The 23,425-nt window shown below is 61.6% G+C and carries 23 protein-coding genes; 14 read left to right on the top strand and 9 right to left on the bottom strand.

Features of this window, described 5'->3' with window-relative positions:
* Positions 1-589 precede the first annotated feature (589 nt).
* The gene (locus tag MOV80_RS02380) at positions 590-1,240 is read left to right on the top strand and encodes a TetR/AcrR family transcriptional regulator (protein ID WP_081546138.1); all 651 of its coding nucleotides are present in this window, start codon (positions 590-592) and stop codon (positions 1,238-1,240) included.
* Here MOV80_RS02380 and MOV80_RS02375 read toward each other — a convergent pair.
* A complete protein-coding gene (locus tag MOV80_RS02375; RefSeq protein ID WP_249604800.1) occupies positions 1,237-2,664 on the bottom strand; it encodes a sensor histidine kinase in 1,428 nt (475 codons plus the stop codon). The two genes, MOV80_RS02380 and MOV80_RS02375, sit on opposite strands and share 4 nt — an antisense overlap.
* The gene (locus MOV80_RS02370; RefSeq protein WP_019103304.1) at positions 2,665-3,330 is read right to left on the bottom strand and encodes a response regulator; all 666 of its coding nucleotides are present in this window, start codon (positions 3,328-3,330) and stop codon (positions 2,665-2,667) included.
* A 123-nt stretch (positions 3,331-3,453) separates the two neighbouring features.
* Here MOV80_RS02370 and MOV80_RS02365 point away from each other — a divergent pair, with 123 nt between their 5' ends.
* The 3 genes from MOV80_RS02365 (at position 3,454) to MOV80_RS02355 (ending at position 7,455) form a co-directional block, all read left to right on the top strand.
* A complete protein-coding gene (locus tag MOV80_RS02365) occupies positions 3,454-4,545 on the top strand; it encodes an ABC transporter substrate-binding protein (protein WP_118266715.1) in 1,092 nt (363 codons plus the stop codon).
* A 101-nt stretch (positions 4,546-4,646) separates the two neighbouring features.
* On the top strand, positions 4,647-6,392 hold the full coding sequence (locus tag MOV80_RS02360; RefSeq protein WP_043591840.1) for an iron ABC transporter permease: 1,746 nt from the start codon (positions 4,647-4,649) through the stop codon (positions 6,390-6,392).
* Entirely contained in the window at positions 6,385-7,455 is a 1,071-nt protein-coding gene (locus MOV80_RS02355; RefSeq protein ID WP_249604799.1) for an ABC transporter ATP-binding protein, read from the top strand. The genes MOV80_RS02360 and MOV80_RS02355 overlap by 8 nt, the downstream gene beginning before the upstream one ends.
* 478 nt (positions 7,456-7,933) lie before the next feature.
* Here the strand turns inward: MOV80_RS02355 and MOV80_RS02350 are convergent, their stop codons facing one another.
* The gene (locus MOV80_RS02350) at positions 7,934-9,079 is read right to left on the bottom strand and encodes a porin (protein ID WP_249604798.1); all 1,146 of its coding nucleotides are present in this window, start codon (positions 9,077-9,079) and stop codon (positions 7,934-7,936) included.
* A 678-nt stretch (positions 9,080-9,757) separates the two neighbouring features.
* Between MOV80_RS02350 and MOV80_RS02345 the strand changes: the two genes are divergently transcribed.
* A complete protein-coding gene (locus MOV80_RS02345) occupies positions 9,758-11,035 on the top strand; it encodes an aminotransferase class I/II-fold pyridoxal phosphate-dependent enzyme (RefSeq protein WP_161523332.1) in 1,278 nt (425 codons plus the stop codon).
* A 118-nt stretch (positions 11,036-11,153) separates the two neighbouring features.
* Here MOV80_RS02345 and MOV80_RS02340 read toward each other — a convergent pair whose 3' ends face one another.
* From MOV80_RS02340 to MOV80_RS02330, 3 genes are read right to left on the bottom strand one after another with little or no spacing between them, the layout of a single operon-like run.
* On the bottom strand, positions 11,154-11,606 hold the full coding sequence (locus tag MOV80_RS02340; protein WP_019103310.1) for a BLUF domain-containing protein: 453 nt from the start codon (positions 11,604-11,606) through the stop codon (positions 11,154-11,156).
* Between the two features lie 46 nt (positions 11,607-11,652).
* Positions 11,653-12,582: a hypothetical protein gene (locus MOV80_RS02335; RefSeq protein ID WP_019103311.1), complete on the bottom strand. Its 930-nt coding sequence runs from the start codon at positions 12,580-12,582 to the stop codon at positions 11,653-11,655.
* 1 nt (position 12,583) lies between these two features.
* Positions 12,584-13,156: a LemA family protein gene (locus tag MOV80_RS02330; protein WP_043591836.1), complete on the bottom strand. Its 573-nt coding sequence runs from the start codon at positions 13,154-13,156 to the stop codon at positions 12,584-12,586.
* Between the two features lie 130 nt (positions 13,157-13,286).
* Here MOV80_RS02330 and MOV80_RS02325 point away from each other — a divergent pair, with 130 nt between their 5' ends.
* Entirely contained in the window at positions 13,287-14,201 is a 915-nt protein-coding gene (locus MOV80_RS02325) for a Rossmann-like and DUF2520 domain-containing protein (RefSeq protein ID WP_081950340.1), read from the top strand.
* Positions 14,202-14,295: 94 nt separating this feature from the next.
* On the opposite strand, the gene pncB is transcribed toward MOV80_RS02325, so the two are convergent.
* The 3 genes from pncB to MOV80_RS02310 are packed head-to-tail and all read right to left on the bottom strand — an operon-like array spanning position 14,296 to position 16,795.
* The gene (gene pncB / locus MOV80_RS02320) at positions 14,296-15,495 is read right to left on the bottom strand and encodes a nicotinate phosphoribosyltransferase (protein ID WP_039756072.1); all 1,200 of its coding nucleotides are present in this window, start codon (positions 15,493-15,495) and stop codon (positions 14,296-14,298) included.
* A gap of 17 nt (positions 15,496-15,512) precedes the next feature.
* Positions 15,513-16,217 (bottom strand): SAM-dependent methyltransferase, encoded by a 705-nt coding sequence (locus tag MOV80_RS02315; protein ID WP_081575713.1) that lies wholly within the window; start codon positions 16,215-16,217, stop codon positions 15,513-15,515.
* Positions 16,214-16,795, bottom strand: coding sequence for a Maf family nucleotide pyrophosphatase (locus MOV80_RS02310; protein ID WP_043591835.1), 582 nt, complete (start codon positions 16,793-16,795; stop codon positions 16,214-16,216). Before MOV80_RS02310 ends, MOV80_RS02315 begins: the two co-directional genes overlap by 4 nt.
* 107 nt (positions 16,796-16,902) lie before the next feature.
* On the opposite strand from MOV80_RS02310, the gene MOV80_RS02305 reads away from it, so the two are divergent.
* From MOV80_RS02305 to fabF, 8 genes are all read left to right on the top strand, one after another.
* Positions 16,903-17,406 (top strand): YceD family protein, encoded by a 504-nt coding sequence (locus tag MOV80_RS02305; protein ID WP_043591833.1) that lies wholly within the window; start codon positions 16,903-16,905, stop codon positions 17,404-17,406.
* 46 nt (positions 17,407-17,452) lie between these two features.
* Positions 17,453-17,632, top strand: a complete 180-nt coding sequence (rpmF, locus tag MOV80_RS02300) for a 50S ribosomal protein L32 (RefSeq protein WP_011136965.1) — start codon at positions 17,453-17,455, stop codon at positions 17,630-17,632.
* Between the two features lie 57 nt (positions 17,633-17,689).
* Positions 17,690-18,727, top strand: coding sequence for a phosphate acyltransferase PlsX (plsX, locus tag MOV80_RS02295; protein WP_039756064.1), 1,038 nt, complete (start codon positions 17,690-17,692; stop codon positions 18,725-18,727).
* A 5-nt stretch (positions 18,728-18,732) separates the two neighbouring features.
* Positions 18,733-19,692 (top strand): beta-ketoacyl-ACP synthase III, encoded by a 960-nt coding sequence (locus MOV80_RS02290; protein ID WP_019103319.1) that lies wholly within the window; start codon positions 18,733-18,735, stop codon positions 19,690-19,692.
* A 129-nt stretch (positions 19,693-19,821) separates the two neighbouring features.
* On the top strand, positions 19,822-20,751 hold the full coding sequence (gene fabD / locus MOV80_RS02285; protein WP_019103320.1) for an ACP S-malonyltransferase: 930 nt from the start codon (positions 19,822-19,824) through the stop codon (positions 20,749-20,751).
* A gap of 53 nt (positions 20,752-20,804) precedes the next feature.
* Entirely contained in the window at positions 20,805-21,542 is a 738-nt protein-coding gene (gene fabG / locus MOV80_RS02280; protein WP_019103321.1) for a 3-oxoacyl-ACP reductase FabG, read from the top strand.
* Positions 21,543-21,648: 106 nt separating this feature from the next.
* Positions 21,649-21,888, top strand: a complete 240-nt coding sequence (acpP, locus tag MOV80_RS02275; protein WP_019103041.1) for an acyl carrier protein — start codon at positions 21,649-21,651, stop codon at positions 21,886-21,888.
* Between the two features lie 177 nt (positions 21,889-22,065).
* Positions 22,066-23,307 carry a beta-ketoacyl-ACP synthase II gene (gene fabF / locus MOV80_RS02270; protein WP_039756356.1) on the top strand — a complete coding sequence of 414 codons (1,242 nt, stop codon included), beginning with the start codon at positions 22,066-22,068 and terminating at the stop codon, positions 23,305-23,307.
* The last annotated feature ends 118 nt before the right edge of the window (positions 23,308-23,425 follow it).

The following is a 23,425-nucleotide window of genomic DNA, read 5'->3' as shown; positions in this document are numbered from 1 at the left end:
GACTCCGAGTAATGTTCGGATGTGAACCTATAAGTGAATATTTTCCCGTATCAAGTAATTGAGCATCGTATTTTTGTTGAAATGTTGTTTTGGCGTATTTATTTTTTCGATTAGAAACTGTCTGCTTCCTAAAGATGACATTGCTTGAGTGCGTGCTTGTTATCTTGGGAAGAAGCCTAGTACTCTGAGAACGAGTGGATAGAGGACTGAGCAGCCAAAGGCCGGTGAGAGCCATTGTCTTGGCAGTGGCAGTGTTTTTCCCATATCCGCGGCGATCTTGCCGCTATTTTACCGCGTTGCGCGGATGCCACGCCGGCAGCCAGGCTCCCGTGGATACGGCAGGGAAGACAGTCTGCCATGCAAAATGTTCCAAATCATCAGGACTACGCAATTTAATAATAATTATTCTAATTTTTGCGCTCTCTTTTTAAGTGTTATTGGGAAGTAATCTTAAAAAGAACATCATTTTCCCCGTCGTATCTAGTTGAAACTACTCACTGGCCTATTTAGCGTGCGCTCACCCTCGCTTATGGCAAAAGTTTCGCGTATCATCAAACCTTGGTTGGGATAAACATGACATAAGAATATAATGCAAACTAGACGAACACAACAAAGTCGTAGGGAGTCCACCATAGGGAAACTGGTGGAAGCGGCCATCGAGTGTCTGCTGGAGTTTGGCTATCACGGTACCAGCGTGCAGTTGATCTGCAGCCGGGCCGGCGTCTCCCAGGGGGCCTTATTCCGCCATTTCGCCACCAAGAACGAACTGATGCTGCCGGTGGGGCGCAAGGTGGTCGACGATATTTTCGAGGCCGGCCTCAAGCTGGCGGCGGAAATGCCCGGGACGATGCCGGAAGAGGAGAGAATCGTCGCGCTGATGAAGGCCTTGGTGCTGTCGCCGCGCCACATCGTGTTGATGGAACTGCTGATGGCGGCGCGAACCACCGCCGACCTGCGGGAAATTTTCCTGGCCAGCTCCAGCAACTACTTCCGCGATCGATTCGTCGCGATGATGGCGTCGCTGTTTCCGCGTTACGCGATCTCTACCGGCTTCTTCGCCACTTTACTGACCATGATGACTACCTTCCACGGCATGGCTTTGTACCGAATGCTGAACGAGCATCCGGAAGGGGACAAAATGCGCGAACAGTGGTTGCTGACCGCCTTGCGCACCGAACTGGAGCGCATCCGCGCGGAAGGCGCCGATAGCCGTAACCCGTTGTACCAGCTCCCGTTCTAAACCGCTTCGTTGTCAGCCGGGGGGAACTGCAGTTTGACGCAGAGCCCGCCCCCGGCGTTGCGGCTCAACTCCACCGCCGCTCCGTGCCGGTGGGCGATCTCCCTGACAATGGCCAAGCCCAGGCCGCTGCCGCTACTGGCTGCGCCGGCGATGCGATAAAAACGCAGCCATACCTTGTCTTGTTCCGTTTCTGCGATGCCGTGGCCGTTGTCGTCGACACGCAGCCACGGCGTCGGCAACGCGCCGGCCGCGATCGTGATTTGCGCGTCCCGGTCCCTGGGGTGGTAGCGGATGGCGTTGTCCAGTAGGTTGGCCAGCAATTCCCGCAGCAGACCGGCGTTGCCGCGTATCCGCACCGTATCCTCCCCTTCGTAACCCAGATCCGCGCCTTGGCCGTGCGCCCAGGGCGCTTGCTCCAGAGCCCACTCCCTGACCCAGGCTGCCAGGTCCATGTCGTGCAGTTCGATAGCTTGGCCGTTGTCCGGCTCCACTCGCGCCAGTTGCAATAGCTGGTGCACGCCGTGGCTGGCGCTGTCCAGAGAGGCGAGCAGTTTGTCCAATTGCTGGCGCAATGAGGGCTCGAGCGCTTGGCGACGCGCCAACTCCGCTTGCGTCCGCATCACTGCCAGCGGCGTTTTCAGCTGATGGGCGGCGTCGTCGATGAAGCGGCGGCGCGCCGCCTGCAATTTATGCCAGCGCACGCCTTGCTGGTTCAGCGCCTCCACCAAGGGCGTCAACTCGGTGGGCAACTCGCGGCTGGGCAGGGGGCTGAGATCGGTTTCCTTGCGCGCCACCACATTACGGGACAGACGACGCAAAGGGCGCAGGCTATGGCCAACCGCCAGCAGCACGATGGCAAGCATGAGGATGCCGAGCAGCGTTTCCTGCGCTAGGGATCCGATGAGCAAGGTACGTGCCAGTTGCTCTCGCGATTCAGGCGTTTCCGCCACCTGTATCCACACGTCCTGGCTGCGCAGCGTGCTCATGTCGCGCACCGATAGCCGCAAGGTCAGCAGGCGCAGCGTTTCGCCGTGATAGGGGATGTCCATGTAATCGGGTTGGTAGCGGATGCCCTCGCGCCGGCGCGGCGGCGGCAGCGGTAAATCGTCGTAGCCGGTGAGCAGCGCGCCGTCCGCGCGGCTGACGCGATAGAACACCTTGCCGGAAGCGTTGGACTCGAACATCTGCAGGGCGAAATAGGGGATGTCCACGCTGACGGCGCCGTCATGGGCGGCGACGCCGTCGGCGATGGCGCGGCCGGAGCTGAGCAACATGCGGTCGAAGGCGGTATTGGCCGCCTGCAAGGCGCGGTTGTAAGTCATCCAGCCGTCCAGCGCCAGCATCAGCAGCAGTGGAGCGGACAGCCCGAGCAGCAATTGCTTGCGCAAGCTGGCGGGTTTGAAACGGGAGAGGGCGGTTCGCATTTACGGAGTGGTCAACAGATAGCCCAGCCCGCGCAGGGTCACGATGGAAACCGGCTGGCCGGCCAGTTTCTTGCGCAGGCGGTGCACATAGATTTCGATGGCTTCGGCGCTGCCGGTTTCATCCAGGCCGAAAATCTTTTCCGATAGCTGGCTCTTGCCGATAGCCTTGCCGCCTTGCAGCATCAGCACTTCCAGCACCGCGTGCTCGCGCGGGGTCAGGTGCAGCGCGTCGCCGCTCAGTTGAAACTGGCGTCCGACGCTGTCGTAGCTGAGGGGGCCTAATTCCAGCAGAGGGCTCTCTCGGCCGTGGCTGCGGCGGATCAGCGCGCGCACCCGAGCTTCCAGTTCGTTGAGATCGAAGGGCTTGGCCAGATAGTCGTCGGCGCCCAGGTCCAGGCCGCGCACCCGCTCCTCCACCGAGCCGTGCGCGGTCAGTATCAGCACCGGCAGCGTTTGCTTGCGGCCGCGCAGCCGGCGCAGGACTTCCCAGCCGTTGAGTTTGGGCAGGTCCAAGTCAAGGATGGCCAGCGCGTAGTCTTGCGTGCGGAGCACATGATCGGCGTCGCTGCCGTTGAGCATACAGTCCACCGCGAAACCGGCCTGTCGCAAGGCCTGGGCCAGCGATTCGGACAAGGCCGGATTGTCTTCCACCAAGAGCAGGCGCATGGTTGAGTCACTGAAAGCGGATTGAAAGCTTTACTCTAATATCATGGCTGGGCAAGCGAAGCCAATAGAGCTGCGCGATTCGAAAGATGTCGCCAACATCTTCATCTACCTAGGAGCAACACCATGAATAGAGTCAGAAGCCTGTCCGCGCTGTGCTGTGCGCTGGGTTCCGCCGCCGTTTGGGCTGCATTGCCCGCCGGCTATCCCGCCAGTTACCAGAACCTGGTGGACGCCGCCGTCAAGGAAGGCAAGGTGGTGGTGTATTCGGCCACCGACAGCGCCGCAGCGCGGCCCCTGATCAAGGACTTCCAGGCCTTGTATCCCAGCGTCAAAGTGGAATACCACGATATGAACAGCACCGAGATCTACAACCGCTTCATCAGCGAGAACGCGGCCAACAGCGCCAGCGCCGACGTGGTGTGGAGTTCGGCGATGGATCTGCAGGTGAAGTTCGTCAATGACGGCTACGCCGCCAGCTATGCTTCACCAGAGGCGGCCAATCTGCCGTCCTGGGCGCATTATCAGCAGCAGGCCTACGGCACCACCTACGAGCCGGTGGCCATCGTCTACAACAAGCGCTTGCTGAAGCCGGAAGAAATCCCGCAGACCCGCGCCGACCTGGTGCGCATCCTCAAGGCGAACCCGGCCCGCTTCAAGGGCAAGGTCACCACCTACGATGTGGAGAAGTCCGGCGTCGGTTTCAACTTCCTGACCCAGGACGTGCGTCACAACGCCAACGGCGCCTGGGAATTGGCGCGTATGCTGGGCGCCAGCGGCGTCAAGCTGCAAACGTCCACCGGGGCGATGATGGAGCGGATCTCCTCGGGCGAAAACCTGATCGGCTACAACATCCTCGGCTCCTACGCTTACGCCAAGGCGAAGAAAGACCCGGCCATCGGCTACGTCTATCCCAAGGACTACACCCAGGTGGTCAGCCGGCTGGCCATCATCTCCAAGAAAGCGCGCAATCCCAGCGCGGCGCGACTGTGGCTGGACTATCTATTGTCCAAGCGCGGCCAGACCGTGCTGGCTAACCAGTCGGATCTGTTCTCGCTGCGCAGCGATGTGAGCGGCGCGACTTCCATTGCCGCCTTGAACCAGCAATTGGGCGGCAGCGCCAAGCCCATTCAGGTGGGCACCGGCCTGCTGGTCTATCTGGACCAGGCCAAGCGGCTGGACTTCATGCGCAGCTGGCAGCAGGCGCTGAAGAAGTAGCGACTCCCTCCGGCCGCCGCGGCCGTCGTTTCCGATGACTCAATCAGCCGTCCGCCGCGCGCGGACGGCGCAGAGGCCTGCGCGCAGGCCTGGGAGCAAGCATGAATTCCTCCATTAATCCGACAGCCCTCGCCGCGGCCGCCGACGCCGCCGCGCACGGCGGCCGGCCGGGTTGGAGCGCCGCCGGCCGCTGGCTGGTCTTGGGCGCGCTGGCCCTGCTGGTGCTGGCCCCGCTATCGCTGGTGATCTACCAAAGCCTGCTGGATCAGCCTTTCTTCATGGCGGACAAGAGCATGGGGCTGGCCGCTTACCGCTTTGTGTTCGCCGACCCCGATTTTTGGTCCGCGCTCGGCAACTCGCTGGTGATCGCCGCCGGCATGGCCTTGATCGCCATCCCGTTGGGCGGCGTGCTGGCGTTTGTGATGGCGCGCACCGATTTGCCCGGCCGTCGCTGGCTGGAGCCCTTGCTGCTGACGCCGGTGTTCGTGTCGCCGATGGTGCTGGCTTTCGGCTATGTGGTGGCGGCCGGTCCGGTGGGCTTTTACTCCTTGTGGTTCAAGCAGTGGTTCGGCGTGGAAGAGGTGCCTTGGAATATTTATTCCCTGATCAGCATCGCGGTGGTGGCGGGCCTGACCCATGTGCCGCATGTCTATCTGTACGCGTCGGCGGCGCTGCGCAATCTGGGCTCGGACGTTGAGGAGGCGGCGCGGGTGGCCGGCGCCAGCCCCTTCCGCGTGGCGCGCGACGTCAGCTTGCCCATGGTGATGCCGTCGATGCTGTTCGCCGGCGTGCTGGTGGTGTTCCTCGGTTTCGAGGTGTTCGGCCTGCCGCTGGTGCTGGGCGACCCGGAAGGGCATCTGGTGTTGGCCACCTATCTGTACAAGCTGACCAATAAACTGGGGGTGCCGTCCTATCACCTGATGGCGGCGGTGGCGGTATGTCTGATCGCGATCACCTTTCCGCTGGTCTTGTTGCAGCGCCGGCTGTTGCGCAGCGCCCAGCGTTTCGTCGCGCTCAAGGGCAAGGCCGGCCGTCAGCACCCCTTGTCGCTGGGGCCGTGGCGCTATCTGGCGTTGGCCATCGTGCTGCTGTGGCTGTTCCTCACCGTGGTGGTGCCGATTTCCGGCATCGCGCTGCGCTCCGTGGTCAGCCACTGGGGCGAGGGCGTGTCCTTGCTGGAAACGCTGACGCTGGATCATTACGCGCTGGTGTTCGAGGAGGACAACATCGTCCGCGCCATCGTCAACACCCTGGGCGTCGGCATCATAGGCGGCGCGCTGGCGGTGGGCTTCTACACCCTGGTCGGGTTCGCCGGCCACCGCCGCCACGATTGGGGCGCGCGTCTGCTGGACTATCTGGTGCTGTTGCCGCGCGCCGTGCCGGGCATCCTGGCTGGTCTGGCCTTCCTGTGGGTGTTCCTGTTCGTGCCCGGCTTGCAGGGCGCCAAGAACAGCATGCTGTCGATCTGGCTGGCCTACACCGTGGTCTGGCTGGCCTACGGCATGCGCCTGGTGCAGAGCGCCTTGCTGCAGGTGGGGCCGGAGCTGGAGGAGGCCGCCCGCACCGCGGGGGCCAGCCAGCGGCGGACCAGCCTGGACGTGACGCTGCCCTTGATCCGTTTCGGCCTGCTGTCCAGCTGGCTGCTGATCTTCATGATTTTCGAGCGGGAGTATTCGACCGCGGTGTATTTGCTGTCGCCGGGCACCGAGGTGATCGGTTCCCTGCTGGTGTCCCTGTGGGCCACCGGCGCGGTGGACCAAGTGGCGGCGCTGTCTGTGATCAATATCTTGATGGTGGGCGCCGGCTTGGCGCTGGCCTTGCGTCTGGGAGTGAAACTTCATGACTAAGCTGAGCGTGCGCGATCTGCATCTGAATTACGAGCAGAATCCAATCTTGAAGGGCGTTTCCTTTGATCTGGCCGCCGGCCAGGTTGTATCCCTGCTCGGCGCTTCCGGCAGCGGCAAGACCACCTTGCTGCGCGCCATCGCCGGGCTGGAGCAGCCGTCGGCCGGCCAAATCCTGCTGGACGGCCGCCCCTTGTACGACGCGTCCGCCGGCTGCAATCTGGCGGTGGAGCAACGCTCGCTGGGACTGGTGTTCCAGTCTTACGCCTTGTGGCCGCATCGCACCGTGGCGCAGAACGTCGGCTACGGCTTGAAGCTGCGTCAGACTCCGTCGGCGGAAATCGCCGTGCGAGTGAGGCAGATTCTGGACAAGCTCGGGCTCGGGCATTTGGCCGAGCGCTATCCGCATCAACTGTCCGGCGGCCAGCAGCAGCGCGTGGCCATCGCCCGCGCGCTGGTCTACAACCCGCCGGTGATTCTGCTGGACGAGCCCTTGTCCAATCTGGACGCCAAGCTGCGCGAAGAGGCGCGCGCCTGGCTGCGCGAATTGATCGTGTCGATGAATTTGTCCGCCTTGTGCGTCACTCACGATCAGGGCGAGGCGATGGCGATGTCGGACCAGATTTTGTTGTTGAAGAACGGCCGCATCGAGCAGGCCGGCAGTCCCACCGAGCTGTATTCCGCGCCGGCTTCCCTTTATACCGCGCAATTCATGGGCGCCAACAACACGCTGCAAGCCAAGGTGGCGGCCCGGGACGGCGACAGCGTGACCCTGCAGGGCGAGGGCTGGCAGCTGCGAGCCACCGCGCGGCAGGCATTGCAGGTGGGGCAGCAGGCGGAGGCGGTGATCCGGCTGGAGCGGCTGCGGGTGCAGGACGAGCCCGGCGGCAACAGCCTGCCGGCGCGCCTGATCGCATCGATGTATCTGGGCGACCGCTGGGAATACCTGTTGCAGCATGGCGATCTGCGTTTGCGCGCCTTTGGCCAGCAGGCCAGGTCTAACGGCGAGTGCTGGGCGGAGTTCGGGCTGGAGGACACCTGGGCGTTCGAGGCCGCTTCGGCTTGAGGGTGTTTCGGTAGGTCTTAGATCGGGGGCAAGCCAAGCTTGCCCTTTTTTTGCGCCCGCATGCATGGGAGGGCCGGGAGGGCGCAGATCACGCATCCTGCAACTTGGGGCGAAGAGCCTGTCCTATGTCCGCTGCGCCGTGGCGGGATGGGGGCTAGGGCGTTGAGCCTGTCGTCAAGAATGCCCGTGCGTTGTGTGTGCCTCTTCTTCCGCCGCAAGGTTTGGCGGCGCTTTTGCTTATGAGGCTTTGGGTGGGCTAAAGAGTGGGAGCAAGCATTGCTCCACATGGTGAAATGGATGCGAGGGTGCGCCGCTGTAGCTGTATTCGCGTTGATCTTCTTATCCTTTTTCCGGGACTGTCTCCACTTTGCTTGCCGCAGGTGTAGGCGGCTGGGGAGCTTTTGACGCAATGAAAAAGGCCCGCTTGCGCGGGCCTTTTTCTCATTCTGTTCGTGGGTTCTTGCGTCGAACCGACAAATTAGAATGCGTGGATCATGTTCACGCCAACGGCCTTCAGGTCGTTGTTTTTGATGGCGTTGTCGCCGCTCTTAACGTCGAACACACCGAACTGGGCACCGAAGGTGGTGCGCTTGGAGATCGCGTAGTCAACACCCAGTACGTACTGGTTGTAGCCGCTGTTACCCAGTTTCTTGCCACCCAGCTCAACCTTGTCGCCGTGGGCGTAGCTGAATTTCGGGGTGAAAGCGCCCAGGGTGTAGGCAGCGGTCAACGAGTACTCGCGAGTCTTGTACTTGTCGTTCAGACCAGCATTGTTCAGATCGGAAGCCGGCACGCCGTTGATGACTGCGTTAGCCCAAGTGCTGCCAACGATGTCCAGGCCACCTTTTTGCTGCTGGTAACCGAAGGCAACCAGCAGGTTGTTGGCGTTGTAGCCAACTTCCAGACGATGCTTGTCATTGGCGGTGCTGTTAACCGAAGTAACGGCAGTCAGGCCTGTGCCAGCAGCTTTGCCTACGGAGTACTTGTTGTTAGCATCGAAATAGATGTTGTAGGCGGACTGAGCTTTGCTCTCGTGGATGTACGCGTACTTACCGAAGAAGCCGCTGTTTTCGTAGCCGATGCCAACGATAGCGCTTTCACGAGCTTGGGTGTCCTTGCTCTTGTCTTCTTTGGTGCCGTATTGCAGGGCAGCGCTGAAGCCAGCGATGCTCGGCAGGTCGTAGCGTACGGAGTTCTTCAGACGGGTGCCGTCACGAGTGAACACGCCCAGACCCAGTGCGTCGCTACCGTATTCCCAGCTGTCGACGATGCCCATATCGCTGTCCAGGAAGTTGGACACGTTGCCCAGACGCAGGGTGCCCAGATCGCTCTGCAGGCCTACGAAGGAGTTACGGTTAGCGAAGGTGCCGGTGGAGGAGTTGGACTTGGAAGCGCCGTCAACGCTGAAGCCGGTTTCAACTTGCCAGATAGCCTTCAGACCGTTGCCCAGGTCTTCCTTGCCTTTGAAGCCGATACGGGAACCCAGGTCGTCGATGTTGGTGATCTTGGTGGAACCATCGTCAACGTATTCAACGCCGCCTTTGATTTTGCCGTAGATGGTCACGTCAGCGAAAGCTGCAGCCGGCAGAGTAGCTACCAGCAGGGCGATCAGACTCTTTTTCATGGTCAAGTCATCCTTTTATATGGGTTTAGGAATGTGAGCAAATGCTATTGGCTAAGTTGTTTAAATGCAACTTTTCGGTAAACGCTGTGTTGCAAATCAACAACCAATTGTTGCTTTGTATGTGTGGTTTTACATGCGAATGTCTGCATAAGCCAATGAAGCAAATGGGGAAATTATGAAATTCACTCATTGGCGGTCACTGTTGTAAAAAAACACTATCAAGCGGAAAGCGTGATGACGGGCGGGTATGCCGGGGTTTGGACGAGAGGAGAGCAGTGTGTGGAGTGAAAAAAAATGAGCCCGCGGAAGGCGGGCTCAAAAATCAACGTGACTTGAAGAGAATTCACGATGCTGCAAGAAGCACATCAAAATGAATTCGTATCTGAATCATAATAGAAAGCATTGGCTATGTAAATAGCTTGAGGTCCGACGTTTTTACGCATCGCTGTGATTTCGTGTGTGAGCGGCAACTCCTTGTTTGCAAAAACATAATTTGATTTGTTTGGTCTGGTTGATGATCAATGTCTCGGCTATTGTCTGTGCTCGCTTCCGCATAGATTGTTTGGTTTGGCGGTTTTAGGTTTCGCTTCTTTTGTTGGTTTCGGTTCCCGGTTAAGGTGGGCGGGTGGCATGGGCGGACGCCGCGCGACTCACTTTATAGAAGGAAGGACTGACGAGATGAAACTGGAAACCCTGGCGGTGCATGCCGGCTACGCGCCGGATCCGACAACCAAGGCGGTGGCGGTGCCTTTGTACCAAACGACCAGCTACGCTTTCGATAGCACCCAGCACGGCGCGGATCTGTTCGATCTCAAGGTGCAGGGCAATATCTACACCCGCATCATGAACCCGACCACCGACGTGCTGGAAAAGCGGGTGGCGGCGCTGGAGGGCGGGATTGGCGCCTTGGCGGTGGCTTCCGGCATGGCGGCGATCGCCTATGCGATACAAACCATCGCCGAGGCCGGCGACAACATCATCGCGACCAGCACCTTGTATGGCGGCACTTATAATCTGTTCGCCCACACCTTGCCGCAACTGGGCATCGAGGTGCGCTTCGTCGACTATCGCCGGCCGGAGCAGATCACGGAGTTGGTGGACGCGCGCACCAAAGCGGTGTTCTGCGAGTCCATCGGCAATCCGCTAGGCAATGTGGTCGATTTCGCCGCCTTCGCCGAGCAGGCGCATCGTCATGGTCTGCCCCTGATCGTCGACAACACGGTACCGTCTCCTTATCTATGCCGGCCGTTCGAGCACGGCGCCGATATCGTGGTGCACAGCCTGACCAAGTATCTGGGCGGGCACGGCAACAGCATAGGCGGCGCCATCGTCGACAGCGGCCGCTTTCCCTGGGCGGAGCACGCCGAGCGCTTCGCGCGCTTGAACACGCCGGACGTCAGCTATCACGGCGTCAACTATGTGGAGGCGCTGGGCGCGGCTGCCTATATCGCGCGGGCGCGAGTGGTGCCCTTGCGCAATATGGGAGCGGCGCTGGCGCCGTTCAACGCCTTTCTGATTTTGCAAGGCATAGAGACACTGGCGTTGCGCATGGACCGAATCTGCGCCAACGCGCAGCAAGTGGCCGAGCATCTGCGAGCTCATCCTGCGGTGGAGTGGGTTGAATACGCCGGGCTGGAGGATCACCCGAACCACGGGCTGGCGCGGCGTTACTTCGGCGGCAAGGCTTCCGGCGTACTGTCCTTCGGCATCCGGGGCGGCGCGGCGGCAGGCGGGCGCTTTATCGACGCTTTGCAGTTGGTGACCCGGCTGGTGAATATCGGCGACGCCAAGTCGCTGGCCTGCCACCCCGCCACCACCACCCATCGCCAGTTGTCGGCCGACGAGCAATTGCGCGCCGGGGTGCGGCCGGAAATGGTGCGTTTGTCGATAGGCATCGAACACATCGACGACATCCTGGCCGATGTCGACCAGGCGCTGGCGGCTGCCGCGTCTTAAGCCTTGGTTGGAACTTGTTTACGATTGAGAAAGAGGAATGAGCTGAGGGAGCATGAGTATTTCGACGCCGTGCTCGCCGTGTCGCGTTTCGGATGCGAAGCAGATCGTGAACAGGTTCTCAGCCGCGGCGCAGTACTTGCGGATTCATGCCGTTGGGCAGGTGGTGATGCCATTTGCCGTCGAGAAAGCTTTGGATTACTTGCTGGACCTTGCCGTGCAGGGTCCAGCCGGCGTCTCGGGCGATGGCGGCCGCGGACAGCGGTTTGCCGTCTGCTTGCGGTGAAGGGGCAAGGTACTCCAGCGGATGGTTCGCCAGCATGGGGTGGTCGATCTCCTCGCGCGACAGCAAGGTCAGTTGATGGTGCAGCGGGTCGCGCGCGATGCGTTGATAGAGCGCGTCGATGTTTTCTTCCGGTCCTTCCAGTATTTGCAGGAAGTCGTCGTTCAGCATCAGCAGCACGCTTGCGATGCCCTGGCTTTGGTTGTAGTCGCGAAAACGGCGGATGCGGTTGTGCATGGTTTCGGCGGAAACCGGGTGGTGGGCTGCACTGCTGTAGATCAAGCGGATCATGTGCGCTCCTGCCAAGTGGCGAGTGCTCTGGCTTCAGTATAGTGATTTAGAGCCGAGCCAGCTTGAGCCAGCCCAATACGCAGGCGAACGCCACGGCGGCGTGGAGCCAGGCGCGGCGGCGGAACCATCGCGCGCTTTGTTCCGGCGACAAGGTGGTGATGATGAGCGGCCCGCTTTGCTCATCGCCACTCAGCAGCAAGGAGGCCGGCTGTCGCGCCAGTTCCTGCTGCAGGGCGATGACTTCGCGTTGAGCCGCCGCGCGCGCCAGCGACCATTCCTGCCCGCTGAGTTGGCCGTCTCCATCCAGGTCGAAGCGTCGCAACAGGTCTTCCTTGTCGTTTTTCCATTCCGCCAGTTTGGCGCCGATGTCCAGGCGCAAGTCCAGAGCGGTGGCGCGAGAATCCAGGCGTCGCAACTGGCCGCGGACATAGATGGCCTCGTCTTCGTCTATCCATTCCTCTATCAGCAGCATGCCATCCTCGTGCCAGCGGCGCCGGTGGCGGGCGACCACTTGCGCTGCGCCGGGGAGGATGGTGGCTTCCGCGTCGCCGTCCACTAGCAGGAAGCTGTCGTCGCTGCTGATTTCCGGCGGGTTGGTACTGGTTGCCATTCGGTTGGAGCGTTGCAAGGCCCAGGCCAGCCAGTCATCCCAGTCCAGCTTGCGGCGCTCGTCTATGCGCCAGCAGCGATACCAGGCGCAGCGCCGGCCGCTTAAGGGGCTGTAGTTGGGCGCGCCGGGATGGCAGCGGGCCCGGCCGCATAATTCGACCTGACCCAACGCCGCGCTGCCCAGCCTGGAGGTGGGCGTGTCCGCCACCTGGCGATAATGACGGTAGTTCATGCGCCAGCTTATCAGCCCGACGATGGCCGCGATCAGCAGGCCGTGGCGGGCTTCTCCGCCAAGGAGTGATATGGCTGCGGCCAGCAGATACAGGGTCAGCCCCAGGACTTGCAGCACAGAGGGGAGCGCCGGCATGTCAGTCGCGCGCGAACAGCGCTTTCATGTCCACGTCGCGGGTTTCCGCGGCGGCAAAACGCAGCGGCCGGGCCGGCGGGAAGTGAAATAATCGGGCCAGCAGCACATCGGGGAACTGTTCGATGCGGGCGTTGTGGAGTTTGACCGCCTCATTGTAAAGTTCGCGGCGATCCGCCAACGCTTCTTCCAGTTGGCTGATGCGCGCGCTTAATTGCGAGAATTGCTGATCCGCCTGCAGCGCCGGGTAGGCTTCGACCACCGCGTACAACTGGCTGATCAGACCGTGCAGGCGGCCTTCCGCTGCGCCGAGGGCTTCCGGATCCCGGGCCCGGGCGGAGTCGGCCACCGCGCCGCGGGCGGCCATGACCTGTGTCAGGGTTTCCTGTTCGAACTGGGCGTATTGCCGGCACACCTCCACCAGCTTAGGCAACTCGTCGTGTCGCTGTTTGAGGATGACATCAATATTGGCCCAGCTTTGCGTCAACTGGTGCTTCAAATTGATCAGCGCGTTGTATAGCGTGATCAGGTAGAGAAAGACGGCGGCGATGACGCCGAGAAAAACGGCGAGCTTCATGGTGGGATCTCTCCGGAGGCAGGCGTCGCCGATGCGCGGCGACCATGCACCGCATTATCGTGCAACGATGTTTTTTTGTCTGCGCCCGGGTCGGGTCTCGCCCAGGCGGTTGAGATGTTCAGGGGGAAGCGTGATTCGGATCAACATCATAGGCGCGGGGCGCCTGGGCAAGACCTTGGCGGCGTTGGCGCGGCGTTCCGGCCGCTACAGCGTGCAGGACGTGATGACGCGCAATATGGGCTCCGCCGCCGCCGCCTGCGCCTTCATCGGCATGGGCCGGCCGGTGACGGAGTGGGTGGATTTGGCCGCCGCCGATCTTTATCTGCTGGCGGTGCCGGATGCGGCGATCGCCGATTGCGCCCAGCGGCTGGCCGCGGCCGGCGTGCCGTCCGGCGCTGTGGTGTTTCATGCCAGCGGCGTTAGCGGGTCCGAATTATTGCGGGCGACGGCGGCGCGCGGCGCGTATATCGGCAGCCTGCATCCGGCGTTTTCCTTCGCCGATCCCGCTGTCGCGCTTGAAGGGTTTTCCGACGTGCTGTGCGCGCTGGAGGGCGACGCCGAGGCGTGCGTCGCTTTGCGGGCGCTGGCGCAGGCCATAGGCGGGCGGCCGTTTGAACTAACCAACGGCGGCAAGCCGGCCTATCACGCGGCCTTGTCGGTGGCGTCCAATTATCTGGTGACGCTGACCGCCATCGCGCGGCACTTGGCCGGGCAGGGCGGTGTGCCGGAAGAATTGATTACGCCCTTGCTGGGCGGTCTGATGCGGCAGACCTTGGAGAACGCGCTGGCGCTAGGGCCGCAAGCGGCCTTGACCGGGCCGATCGCGCGGGGCGACGCGTCGACGGTGGCCCTGCATTTGCAGGCGATGGACGATGGCGAGTTGCGCGCCGTCTATCAAGCCTTGGGCAGACAGACGGTCGCGCTGGCCGGCGAAGGGTTGCCAGAACCGGCGCGCCGGCAAGTGCTAAGCGCGCTGGCGTTCGAGGAGGGCTCCGAGCCTGTTCAAGGTCTCGCGAGCCAGGGCGAGACAGGCGAAAACGGCTGAGAAAGCGGAATGTACGCATGGTACATGAGCATTTCGAAGCCGGCGCTCATCGCACAATTTCCCTTCCGACGCGCAGCGGACTTTGAGTACGCTCTCAGGTTGGCAGCGCCACCTTGAACACCTGGCGCAGATAGGCGAGGAAGGTTTCGTCGCTGCACATGGTCTTGCCCGGGCTGTCGGACAGCTTGGCCACCGGCTGGCCGTTGCAGCTGACCAATTTGAGGACAATTTGCAGCGGCTCAAGCCCCATGTCGTTGGTGAAATGAGTGCCGATGCCGAAGCTGACTTGTATGTTGGGGCTGAAGTGGCGGTGCAGGTCCAGCGCGCTGTCCACGCTCAGGCCGTCGCTGAAGGTCAGCATTTTGGTGGCCGGGTCGATGCGTAGCTTGCGGTAATGTGCGATCGCCTTTTCGCCCCATTGATAGGGGTCGCCGCTATCATGGCGCAGGCCGTCGAACAGCTTGGCGAAATAAAGGTCGAAGTCCGCCAGGAAAGCGTCCATGCCCACTACGTCGGTCAGCGCGATGCCGAGGTCGCCGCGATATTCCTGCACCCAGGATTCCAATGCCGCCTTCTGGAAGTCGCGCAGCCGCACCCCCAGCGCCTGAAAGGCTTGGAAAAACTCATGAGCCATGGTGCCTATCGGCGTGATGCCCAGTTTCCAGGCCAGGTAGACATTGCTGGTGCCGCGGAAAATGTCAGGCAGCGCGTTGTTCAGGCGTTCCACCACGTGCTGCTGCCATTCCCGGCTGAAGCGGCGGCGGGTTCCGAAATCGGCGATCAGCAAGGGGAAGCGTTGCTGTTCGGCCTCGCTGTCGCGGAAGCGTTCCAGCACGGCAATCTTGGCTTCCAGCCGGCGGAGGCCTTCGGCGCGGACCTCGGCTGAATCGAGGCGGCGGAAATACAGTTCGTTGACGATGGCGAGCACGAAGATTTCAAAGAACATCGCTTGCACCAGCGGGCCCTTGATGCGAATCACCAGTTCCTCGTCTTGGCAGGACACCGTGATGAAGCGCCGCTGCAGGTGGAACAGTTCCAGGTAATCGACGAAATCGCTCTTGATGAAGCGTAACGTGCGCAGGTGGGCCAGTTCTTCCTGGGTGAAGTGCAACTGGCACAGCCAGTCCAGTTGCGCTTCCAACTCCTTCTTCAGCTGGGTCAGCGGCATGTCTGGACGGTTGCGGCACTTGAACTCGTATTCGCCGTGGGAGGCGGGGAATTGGTGCAGCACCACTTGCAGCATGGTGAACTTGTAAAGATCGGTGTCCAGCAGGGAGTGGATCAGCGGCGGAATTTTGGCCATGGGCGGGCTCAGGCGGCGTGAATGATGAAAATGGCCGGACGTTTGTGTAGATCCGGCGCGTCTTTGGGCCAGTCCTTGACCCGGCGACTGACGATGGTCTGGCTCGGCAAAGTCAGGTCGCAAGCCACTGCCAGCCGGGTGGCGGGGGACAGCGTGTCCCGCAGCTGTTGCAGCAAGGCATTGTTGCGGTACGGCGTTTCGATGAAGACTTGAGTTTCGTTGCGCTGGCGCGAACGCAGCTCCAGTTCCTTGACGATTTTGGCCTTGTCCGCTGCGTCCACCGGCAGATAGCCGTGGAAGGCGAAGCACTGTCCGTTGGCGCCGCTGGCCATCAGCGCCAGCAGGATGGAGGAGGGGCCGATCAAGGGCTCCACTCGCAAGCCGCGTTCGTGCGCCAGCGCCACCAGTTGCGCGCCGGGGTCGGCCACCGCCGGGCAGCCGGCTTCGGAAATCAGGCCGAGGTCGTGGCCGTCCAGCAGCGGTTGGAGCAAGGCGGCCACGTCGGCGGCCGGGGTGTGCTCGTTCAGCGTGCTCATGGCGAGTTCGCGGATTGGCGCGCTGACGCCCAGCGCCTTCAGATGCTTGCGCGCGGTTTTTTCGGCTTCCACCACAAAGCGGGTCAGGTGCAGCACCTTGGCGCGCTCGGTTTCGGGCAGCCAGGCGATGGATTCGTCGCCCAAGGGGGCGGGGATTAGAAACAGGGTGCCGCTCATCGCAAAATCTCCACGCCTTCGTTGGCCAGCATCGTAATCAATTTGAACAAGGGCACGCCGATCAACGCGTTGGGGTCGTCGGATTCCACGCGTTCCAGCAGCGCGCCGCCCAGGCCTTCGCTCTTGGCGCTGCCGGCACAGTGCAGCGCGTCCGGTTCGCGTTCCAGGTAGTTGCGGATTTGCGCTTCGCTCAGTTCGCGCAAGGTAACGCGGGTGATGCCCACCGTTTCCTGCAGGCGGCCTTCGGCGCTGTTGTACAAGGCCAGCGCCGAGTGGAACACCACGGTACGGCCGCTCATCCATTGCAACATCTTGACGCCGTTTTCAAACGATCCTGGCTTGCCTATCTGCTGTCCGTCAAGCAAAGCCACTTGGTCGGAACCTATAATCAGCGCTTGCGGATGCTTCTCCGCCAGCGATTGCGCCTTGGCGCGCGCCAGTCTCAGCGCGGTTTCCAGCGCGGTTTCGCCCGGCAGCGGGGTTTCGTCGCACACCGGCGGTTCGGCGTGGAAGGGCAGGCCCAGACGGGCGATGATTTCTTGGCGATAGCGGGAGGTGGAGGCCAGTACGATCTGCATGATGTGGACGTCGCTTGTTGCGGAGCCGGGGCGGCCTGGCGGCGCGCGCGAAGGGCTCCTTGTTTCTTTTGACAAATCAGGGGAATGGATTGTACCATGCGAGGTTTATGTCTAAACCGATTTTGATCGATCCGCTCAAGTTCGCCCGGGAAGGGCGTTCGCAAGCCGGCAAACTGCCGGTTGGCGAGCTGGATGAGCGTGTGCACAGCGACCTGTCCGACGCCTCCGGGGAAGTAAAATACGCCCTGGACGGTTTTCGCGACCGGTTGAACCGTTTGTCGCTGCGTCTTCATTTGTCGGCGGAACTCAAAGTGACTTGCCAGCGCTGCATGGAAAGCATGCCGTACAGCCTGGACACCGATTCGGTGGTCACCTTGTTTACCGATCCGGACAAGCTGGAAGAAGCTTGCGAGCAAGACGAAGAGCTGGACGCGATCATCGCCGAACCGGAACTGAACCTGACTGCGCTGATCGAAGACGAAATCATTATGGGCTTGCCGTTGTCGCCGAAACACGACGATTGCGGCAGGGAAACTCTCTCGCTCGCCAAGGCTGACAAGCCCAATCCGTTTGCGGTGCTGGCGGCGCTTAAGAGACCCAAGTCCGAGTAAAACCCGGATTCGAACCGAATCTACTTGAATTTCTTAGGAGTCGACCATGGCTGTTCAACAGAACAAAAAGTCCCCGTCCAAGCGCGGCATGCATCGTGCACACGATTTTCTGACCGCCCCGGCATTGGCCGTAGAAGCCAGCACCGGTGAAGCACACCTGCGCCACCACATCAGCCCGAACGGTTTTTACCGCGGCCGCAAAGTTGTGAAGACCAAGGGCGAGTAATCTCCCCGTTTTCCTACTTTCCTCACTGATTAGGCAGCACTATTACCGCACTCGTTGATGACTATCACCGTCGCGGTTGATGCAATGGGCGGTGACGTTGGCCTCAAGGTTACCGTCCCTGCATCGATCCAATTCCTGCAGAACCATCCCGACACCCGTTTGATTCTTGTTGGCGACCAGCCTGCCCTTGAGGCGGAACTGGACGCGCACCAAGGCGTCGCGCGTGAACGCATCCGCATCCAGCACGCTACCCAAGTGGTGGGCATGGATGAGGCGCCTCAGCTCGCCTTGAAAAACAAGAAAGACTCGTCGATGCGGGTGGCCATCAATCTGGTCAAAGAAGGCGAGGCTCAGGCCGCCGTGTCCGCCGGCAATACCGGCGCCCTAATGGCGACCGCGCGTTTCGTGCTCAAGACCATTCCCGGCATCGACCGGCCCGCCATCGCCAAGATGCTGCCCACCGTCAAGGGCTTGTCTTGTGTGTTGGACTTGGGCGCCAACGTCGATTGCACTCCAGAACAACTGTTGCAGTTCGGCATCATGGGGTCCGAACTGGTGGTGTGCCTTAGCGGCATCGCCACTCCTAGCGTGGGCCTGCTGAACATCGGCTCGGAAGAGATCAAGGGCAACGACAATATCAAGAAGACCGCTGAACTGCTGCGCCAGTCCGAACTCAATTTCCACGGCAACGTGGAGGGCGACGACATCTGTAAAGGCACGGTGGATGTGGTAGTCTGCGACGGTTTCACCGGCAATGTGGCTTTGAAGACAGCTGAGGGGCTGGCTCACATGTTCGCCGTGTTCCTGAGAGAAGAGTTTGGCCGCAGTTGGTGGACGCGCTTGTGCGCGCTGGCCGCGCTGCCGGTGCTCAAGCTCTTCAAGAAACGCATTGATCCTCGCCGCTACAACGGCGCCAGCTTGCTGGGGCTGCGCGGCATCGTGGTGAAAAGCCACGGCGGGACCGATGTCACAGGATTCCGTTACGCGCTGGAGCAGGCTTGCGAGGAAGCCGGCTCCGACGTGATTGGTCACATCGCCGACCGGATTGCTCACCAATTAAATAATCTCAAGCAGTCCGAGGCGGAAGCGAACTGACAACCATGGGCTATTCCCGCATTCTAGGCACCGGCAGCTTTCTGCCCGAGCAGGTGCTCACCAATGCGCAGTTGGCCGAACGCGTGGATACCAGCGACGAGTGGATAGTCTCGCGCACTGGCATCCACGCGCGCCATATTGCGGCAGAGGAACACAAAACCAGCGATCTCGCGCTCAAGGCGGCGGAAGCCGCGATCCAGAGCGCGGGCATCGACAAACACGAGATCGATCTGATCATCGTCGCCACCACCACTCCCGACATGGTCTTCCCCAGCACCGCCTGTTTGCTGCAGGAAAAACTGGGCATTCCCGGCTGCGCGGCGTTTGACGTGCAGGCGGTATGCGCCGGCTTCATGTTCGCCTTGGTGACCGCCAACAACTACATCAAGAGCGGCATGGCCCGTCGCGCCTTGGTGGTGGGCGCGGAAATCATGTCGCGGGTGCTGGATTGGGACGATCGCCGCACCTGTGTGCTGTTCGGCGACGGCGCCGGCGCGGTGATTCTCGGCGATTCCGACGAGCCGGGCATCCTGCATGCCAAGCTGGCCGCGGATGGGCGCTACAAGGACATTCTCAACACCCCGGCCCAGATTTCAGGCGGCAAGATCCAGGGCATGCCCTATCTGCACATGGATGGCCCGGCTGTGTTCAAATTCGCGGTCAAGGCCTTGTCCGACATCGCCGTCAAGACGCTGGCGGAAGCCGGCGTCGACAAGAGCGAAGTGGACTGGCTGGTGCCGCATCAGGCCAATTTGCGCATCATCGAATCCACCGCCAAGCATTTGGGCTTGCCGATGGACCGCGTGATCGTCACATTGCCGCAACAGGGAAATACTTCCGCCGCATCGATTCCGCTGGCCTTGGACAGCGCGGTGCGCGACGGGCGCATTCGCCGAGGCCAGACCGTGTTGCTTGAAGGTATAGGCGGCGGTTTCGCCTGGGGCGCTGTATTGTTGAAGATCTGATCCAAACATTGGCGCGCAAGCCGCCGACGGCTGACCGTGAGGTCACTAGTCTGAGCGATATTTGATCGTTAGGCTTGGCAGACGTCGCCGGTTTGCGTCATTCTTGCGTCGAATTCTCAGGAGTCGACTATGGCGTTTGCATTTCTGTTCCCGGGCCAAGGCTCGCAAAGCTTGAAAATGATGGATGGCTTTGCCGATTTGCCCGTGGTGAAACACACTTTTGACGAAGCATCGGACGCCTTGAGCGTCGACCTGTGGGCGATGCTGCAGGCGGACTCGGCCGACGAGATCAACGCCACCGTCAACACCCAGCCCATCATGCTGGCCGCCGGCTACGCCACTTACCTGGCCTGGCAGGAGTTGAACGGCCGGCAGCCGACGCTGGTGGCCGGTCACAGCCTGGGCGAGTACACCGCCTTGGTGGCGGCGGCGGCACTACCCTTCGCCGAAGCGGTGAAACTGGTGCGCCTGCGCGCCGAGGCGATGCAATCCGCGGTGCCCGTGGGCGTCGGCGCGATGGCCGCCATCCTGAACTTGTCCGACGAGGACATCCGCGCCGCTTGTGCGGAAGCGGCTCAGGGCGAAGTGGTGGAAGCGGTCAATTTCAATTCGCCGGGCCAGGTGGTGATCGCCGGACATAAAGGCGCGGTGGAACGGGCCATGGAGCAGTGCAAGGCCCGCGGCGCCAAGCGCGCGCTGCCCTTGCCGGTGTCCGTGCCCTCGCATTGCGCGCTGATGCGGCCCGCGGCGGAGCAGCTTGCCGCGGCGCTGGAACAGGCGGACATCAGCGCTCCGGCCATTCCGGTGCTGCACAACGCAGACGTCGCCAGCTACACCGAGCCGGCGCAGATTCGCGACGCGCTGACGCGCCAGTTGTACATGCCGGTGCGTTGGACCGAGACCATCCAGAAGCTGGCCGCCGATGGCGTGACGCAGATGGCGGAATGCGGGCCGGGCAGGGTATTGGCCGGCTTGGCGAAGCGCATCGACGGCAACGTCAAATGCCTGGCGCTGACTGATGTGGCGGCGCTGGAAGCCGCTCGCGGCGAACTGAACTGAATGCAATGCGGCCTCGCCAAGACGGGGCCGGGAATAACGATAAGGAGACTGCAATGAGCCTGCAAGGCAAAGTGGCATTGGTCACCGGCGCATCGCGCGGCATCGGCGCGGCGATCGCCGCGGCGCTGGCCGCCGAAGGCGCCGTGGTGATCGGCACCGCAACCAGCGAGGCCGGCGCAGCGAGCATCCATGAGCGTCTGTCCGCACAGGGCGGCGCCGGCAGGGTGCTGAATGTGACCGAGGCCGGCGCGATCGACGCGCTGGTCGAATCCATCGAGAAAGAGTTCGGCGCAATCGCGATCCTGGTCAATAATGCCGGCATCACTCGCGACGGCTTGCTGATGCGGATGAAGGACGAAGACTGGGACGACATCATGGACACCAATTTGAAATCGGTGTTCAAGGCGTCCAAGGCTGTGCTGCGGGGCATGATGAAGGCGCGCTTCGGCCGCATCATCAATATCGCCTCGGTAGTGGGCGTGTCCGGCAATCCGGGCCAGACCAACTATTCGGCGGCCAAGGCCGGCATCATCGGCTTCACCAAGTCGATGGCGCGCGAAGTGGGCAGCCGCAACATCACCGTCAATTGCGTGGCGCCCGGCTTCATAGACACCGACATGACCCGCGCGCTGCCGGAAGCGCAACGCGCGGCGCTGGTCGAGCAGATTGCCCTGGGCCGCCTGGGCGACGCCAAGGATATCGCCGACGCCACCGCGTTTTTGGCGTCGGATCGCGCTGGCTATATCACCGGCCAGACGCTGCATGTCAATGGCGGCATGTTGATGCCGTGAACGAGCTTGCGGCCCGCCTGGAGATTTAGGTAGGCTGCTCTAATTTTTTTTTGTAGAATACCGGGGTTTTGTTATCCCGAATCAGAAAGGTCAAGGGTTTAAACAAATGGAAAACATCGAAGCGCGCGTTAAGAAGATCGTTGCCGAGCAACTGGGCGTGAACGAAGCCGAAGTGAAAATCGAATCTTCGTTCGTGGACGATCTGGGCGCCGACTCCCTCGACACCGTTGAGCTGGTAATGGCTCTGGAAGAAGAGTTCGAGTGCGAAATTCCGGATGAAGAGGCCGAGAAGATCACCACCGTTCAGCAAGCCGTCGACTACGTCACTGCTCACTTGAACAAGTAATTCCTTCCCTTTCGAGGGGTATTAGGACCTCTGCCCGGAGCCTTCTGGTCTCTTCGCAGAGGTCTTTTGCCAAGAGGATGCCAAACGCGCGTTTGATCCCTGCCAAACCGTAGGGCATCGTAATGCGTGGACGGTCTCGTCGGGAGACTGCCCTCCCATCTCTCACGGAGATTCTTCGTGTCAAAACGCAGAGTTGTAGTAACCGGCCTGGGCCATGTGTCCCCGGTCGGCAACGACGTCGCCACCGGTTGGGCCAATTTGCTGGCCGGCCACAGCGGCATCGCCAAGATTACCCGTTTCGACGCCAGCGACATGGCTTGCCAGATCGCGGGCGAAGTGAAGGGCTTTGAGATCAGCGACTATATCTCGCCGAAGGAAGCCCGCCGCAACGACCTGTTCATCCATTACGGCATCGCCGCCGCCTTGCAGGCGGTGGCGGACGCTGGGCTGGATGATATTCCGGGCCTGGACAAGACCCGGGTCGGGGTCAACATCGGCTCCGGCATCGGCGGCTTGCCGCTGATCGAGGAAACCGGCGTGGCCTTGCAGGAAGGCGGCCCGCGCAAGATCGGCCCGTTCTTCATTCCGGGCTCGCTGATCAATTTGATCGCCGGCCAGGTATCCATCCTGAAAGGCTATCAGGGTCCGACCTACGGCATCGTGTCCGCTTGCACCACCGGCGCGCATTGCATCGGCGACGCGGCGCGGATGATCCAGTACGGTGACGCAGACGTCATGGTGGCCGGCGGCGCCGAAGGCGCGGTTTCCCGCCTGGGCATCGGCGGTTTCGCCGCGATGAAGGCCTTGTCCACGCGCAACGACGACCCGGCCACGGCTTCCCGTCCCTGGGACAAGGGCCGGGACGGCTTCGTCATGGGCGAGGGCGCCGGCGTGCTGGTGCTGGAAGACTATGAGCACGCGGTCAAACGCGGCGCCAAGATCTACGCCGAGTTGATCGGCTTCGGCATGAGTTCGGACGCCCACCACATCACGGCGCCCAGCGCCGAGGGGCCCGCGCGCGGCATAAGCAACGCGCTGCGCGACGCCGGCATCAACGCCGACCAAGTGCAGTACGTGAACGCTCACGGCACGTCCACGCCTTTGGGCGACGCCAATGAAACCACGGCGCTCAAACTGGCCTTTGGCGACCACGCCAAGAAGCTGGTGGTCAACTCCACCAAGTCGATGACCGGCCACTTGCTGGGCGGCGCTGGCGGCGTGGAGGCGATCTACACCATTTTGGCGGTGCACAACCAGGTTTCGCCGCCCACCATCAACCTGCACGATCAGGATGTGGAGGCCGGCTGTGATCTGGACTACGTGGCCAATACCGCTCGCGAGATGAAGATCGACATCGGCATCTCCAACTCCTTCGGTTTTGGCGGCACCAACGGCACGCTGGTGTTCAAGCGCGTCTGATCGTAGTCTTGTCGATTGACAGCCCGAACCGCTGCGCTACACTCGCAGCGGTTTTTCTTTGTTTTCACGCCGTCCGGGTCAAAGCGGGCGGCAAGCTGCGCCGGGCTGCCGGCCCGGG

The sequence above is a fragment of the Chromobacterium sp. IRSSSOUMB001 genome, assembly GCF_023507765.1.
GTDB classification, from domain to species: Bacteria; Pseudomonadota; Gammaproteobacteria; order Burkholderiales; family Chromobacteriaceae; genus Chromobacterium; species Chromobacterium haemolyticum.
Note: the sequence above shows the minus strand (reverse complement) of the source record. Positions and strands in the feature narration are given on the sequence as shown.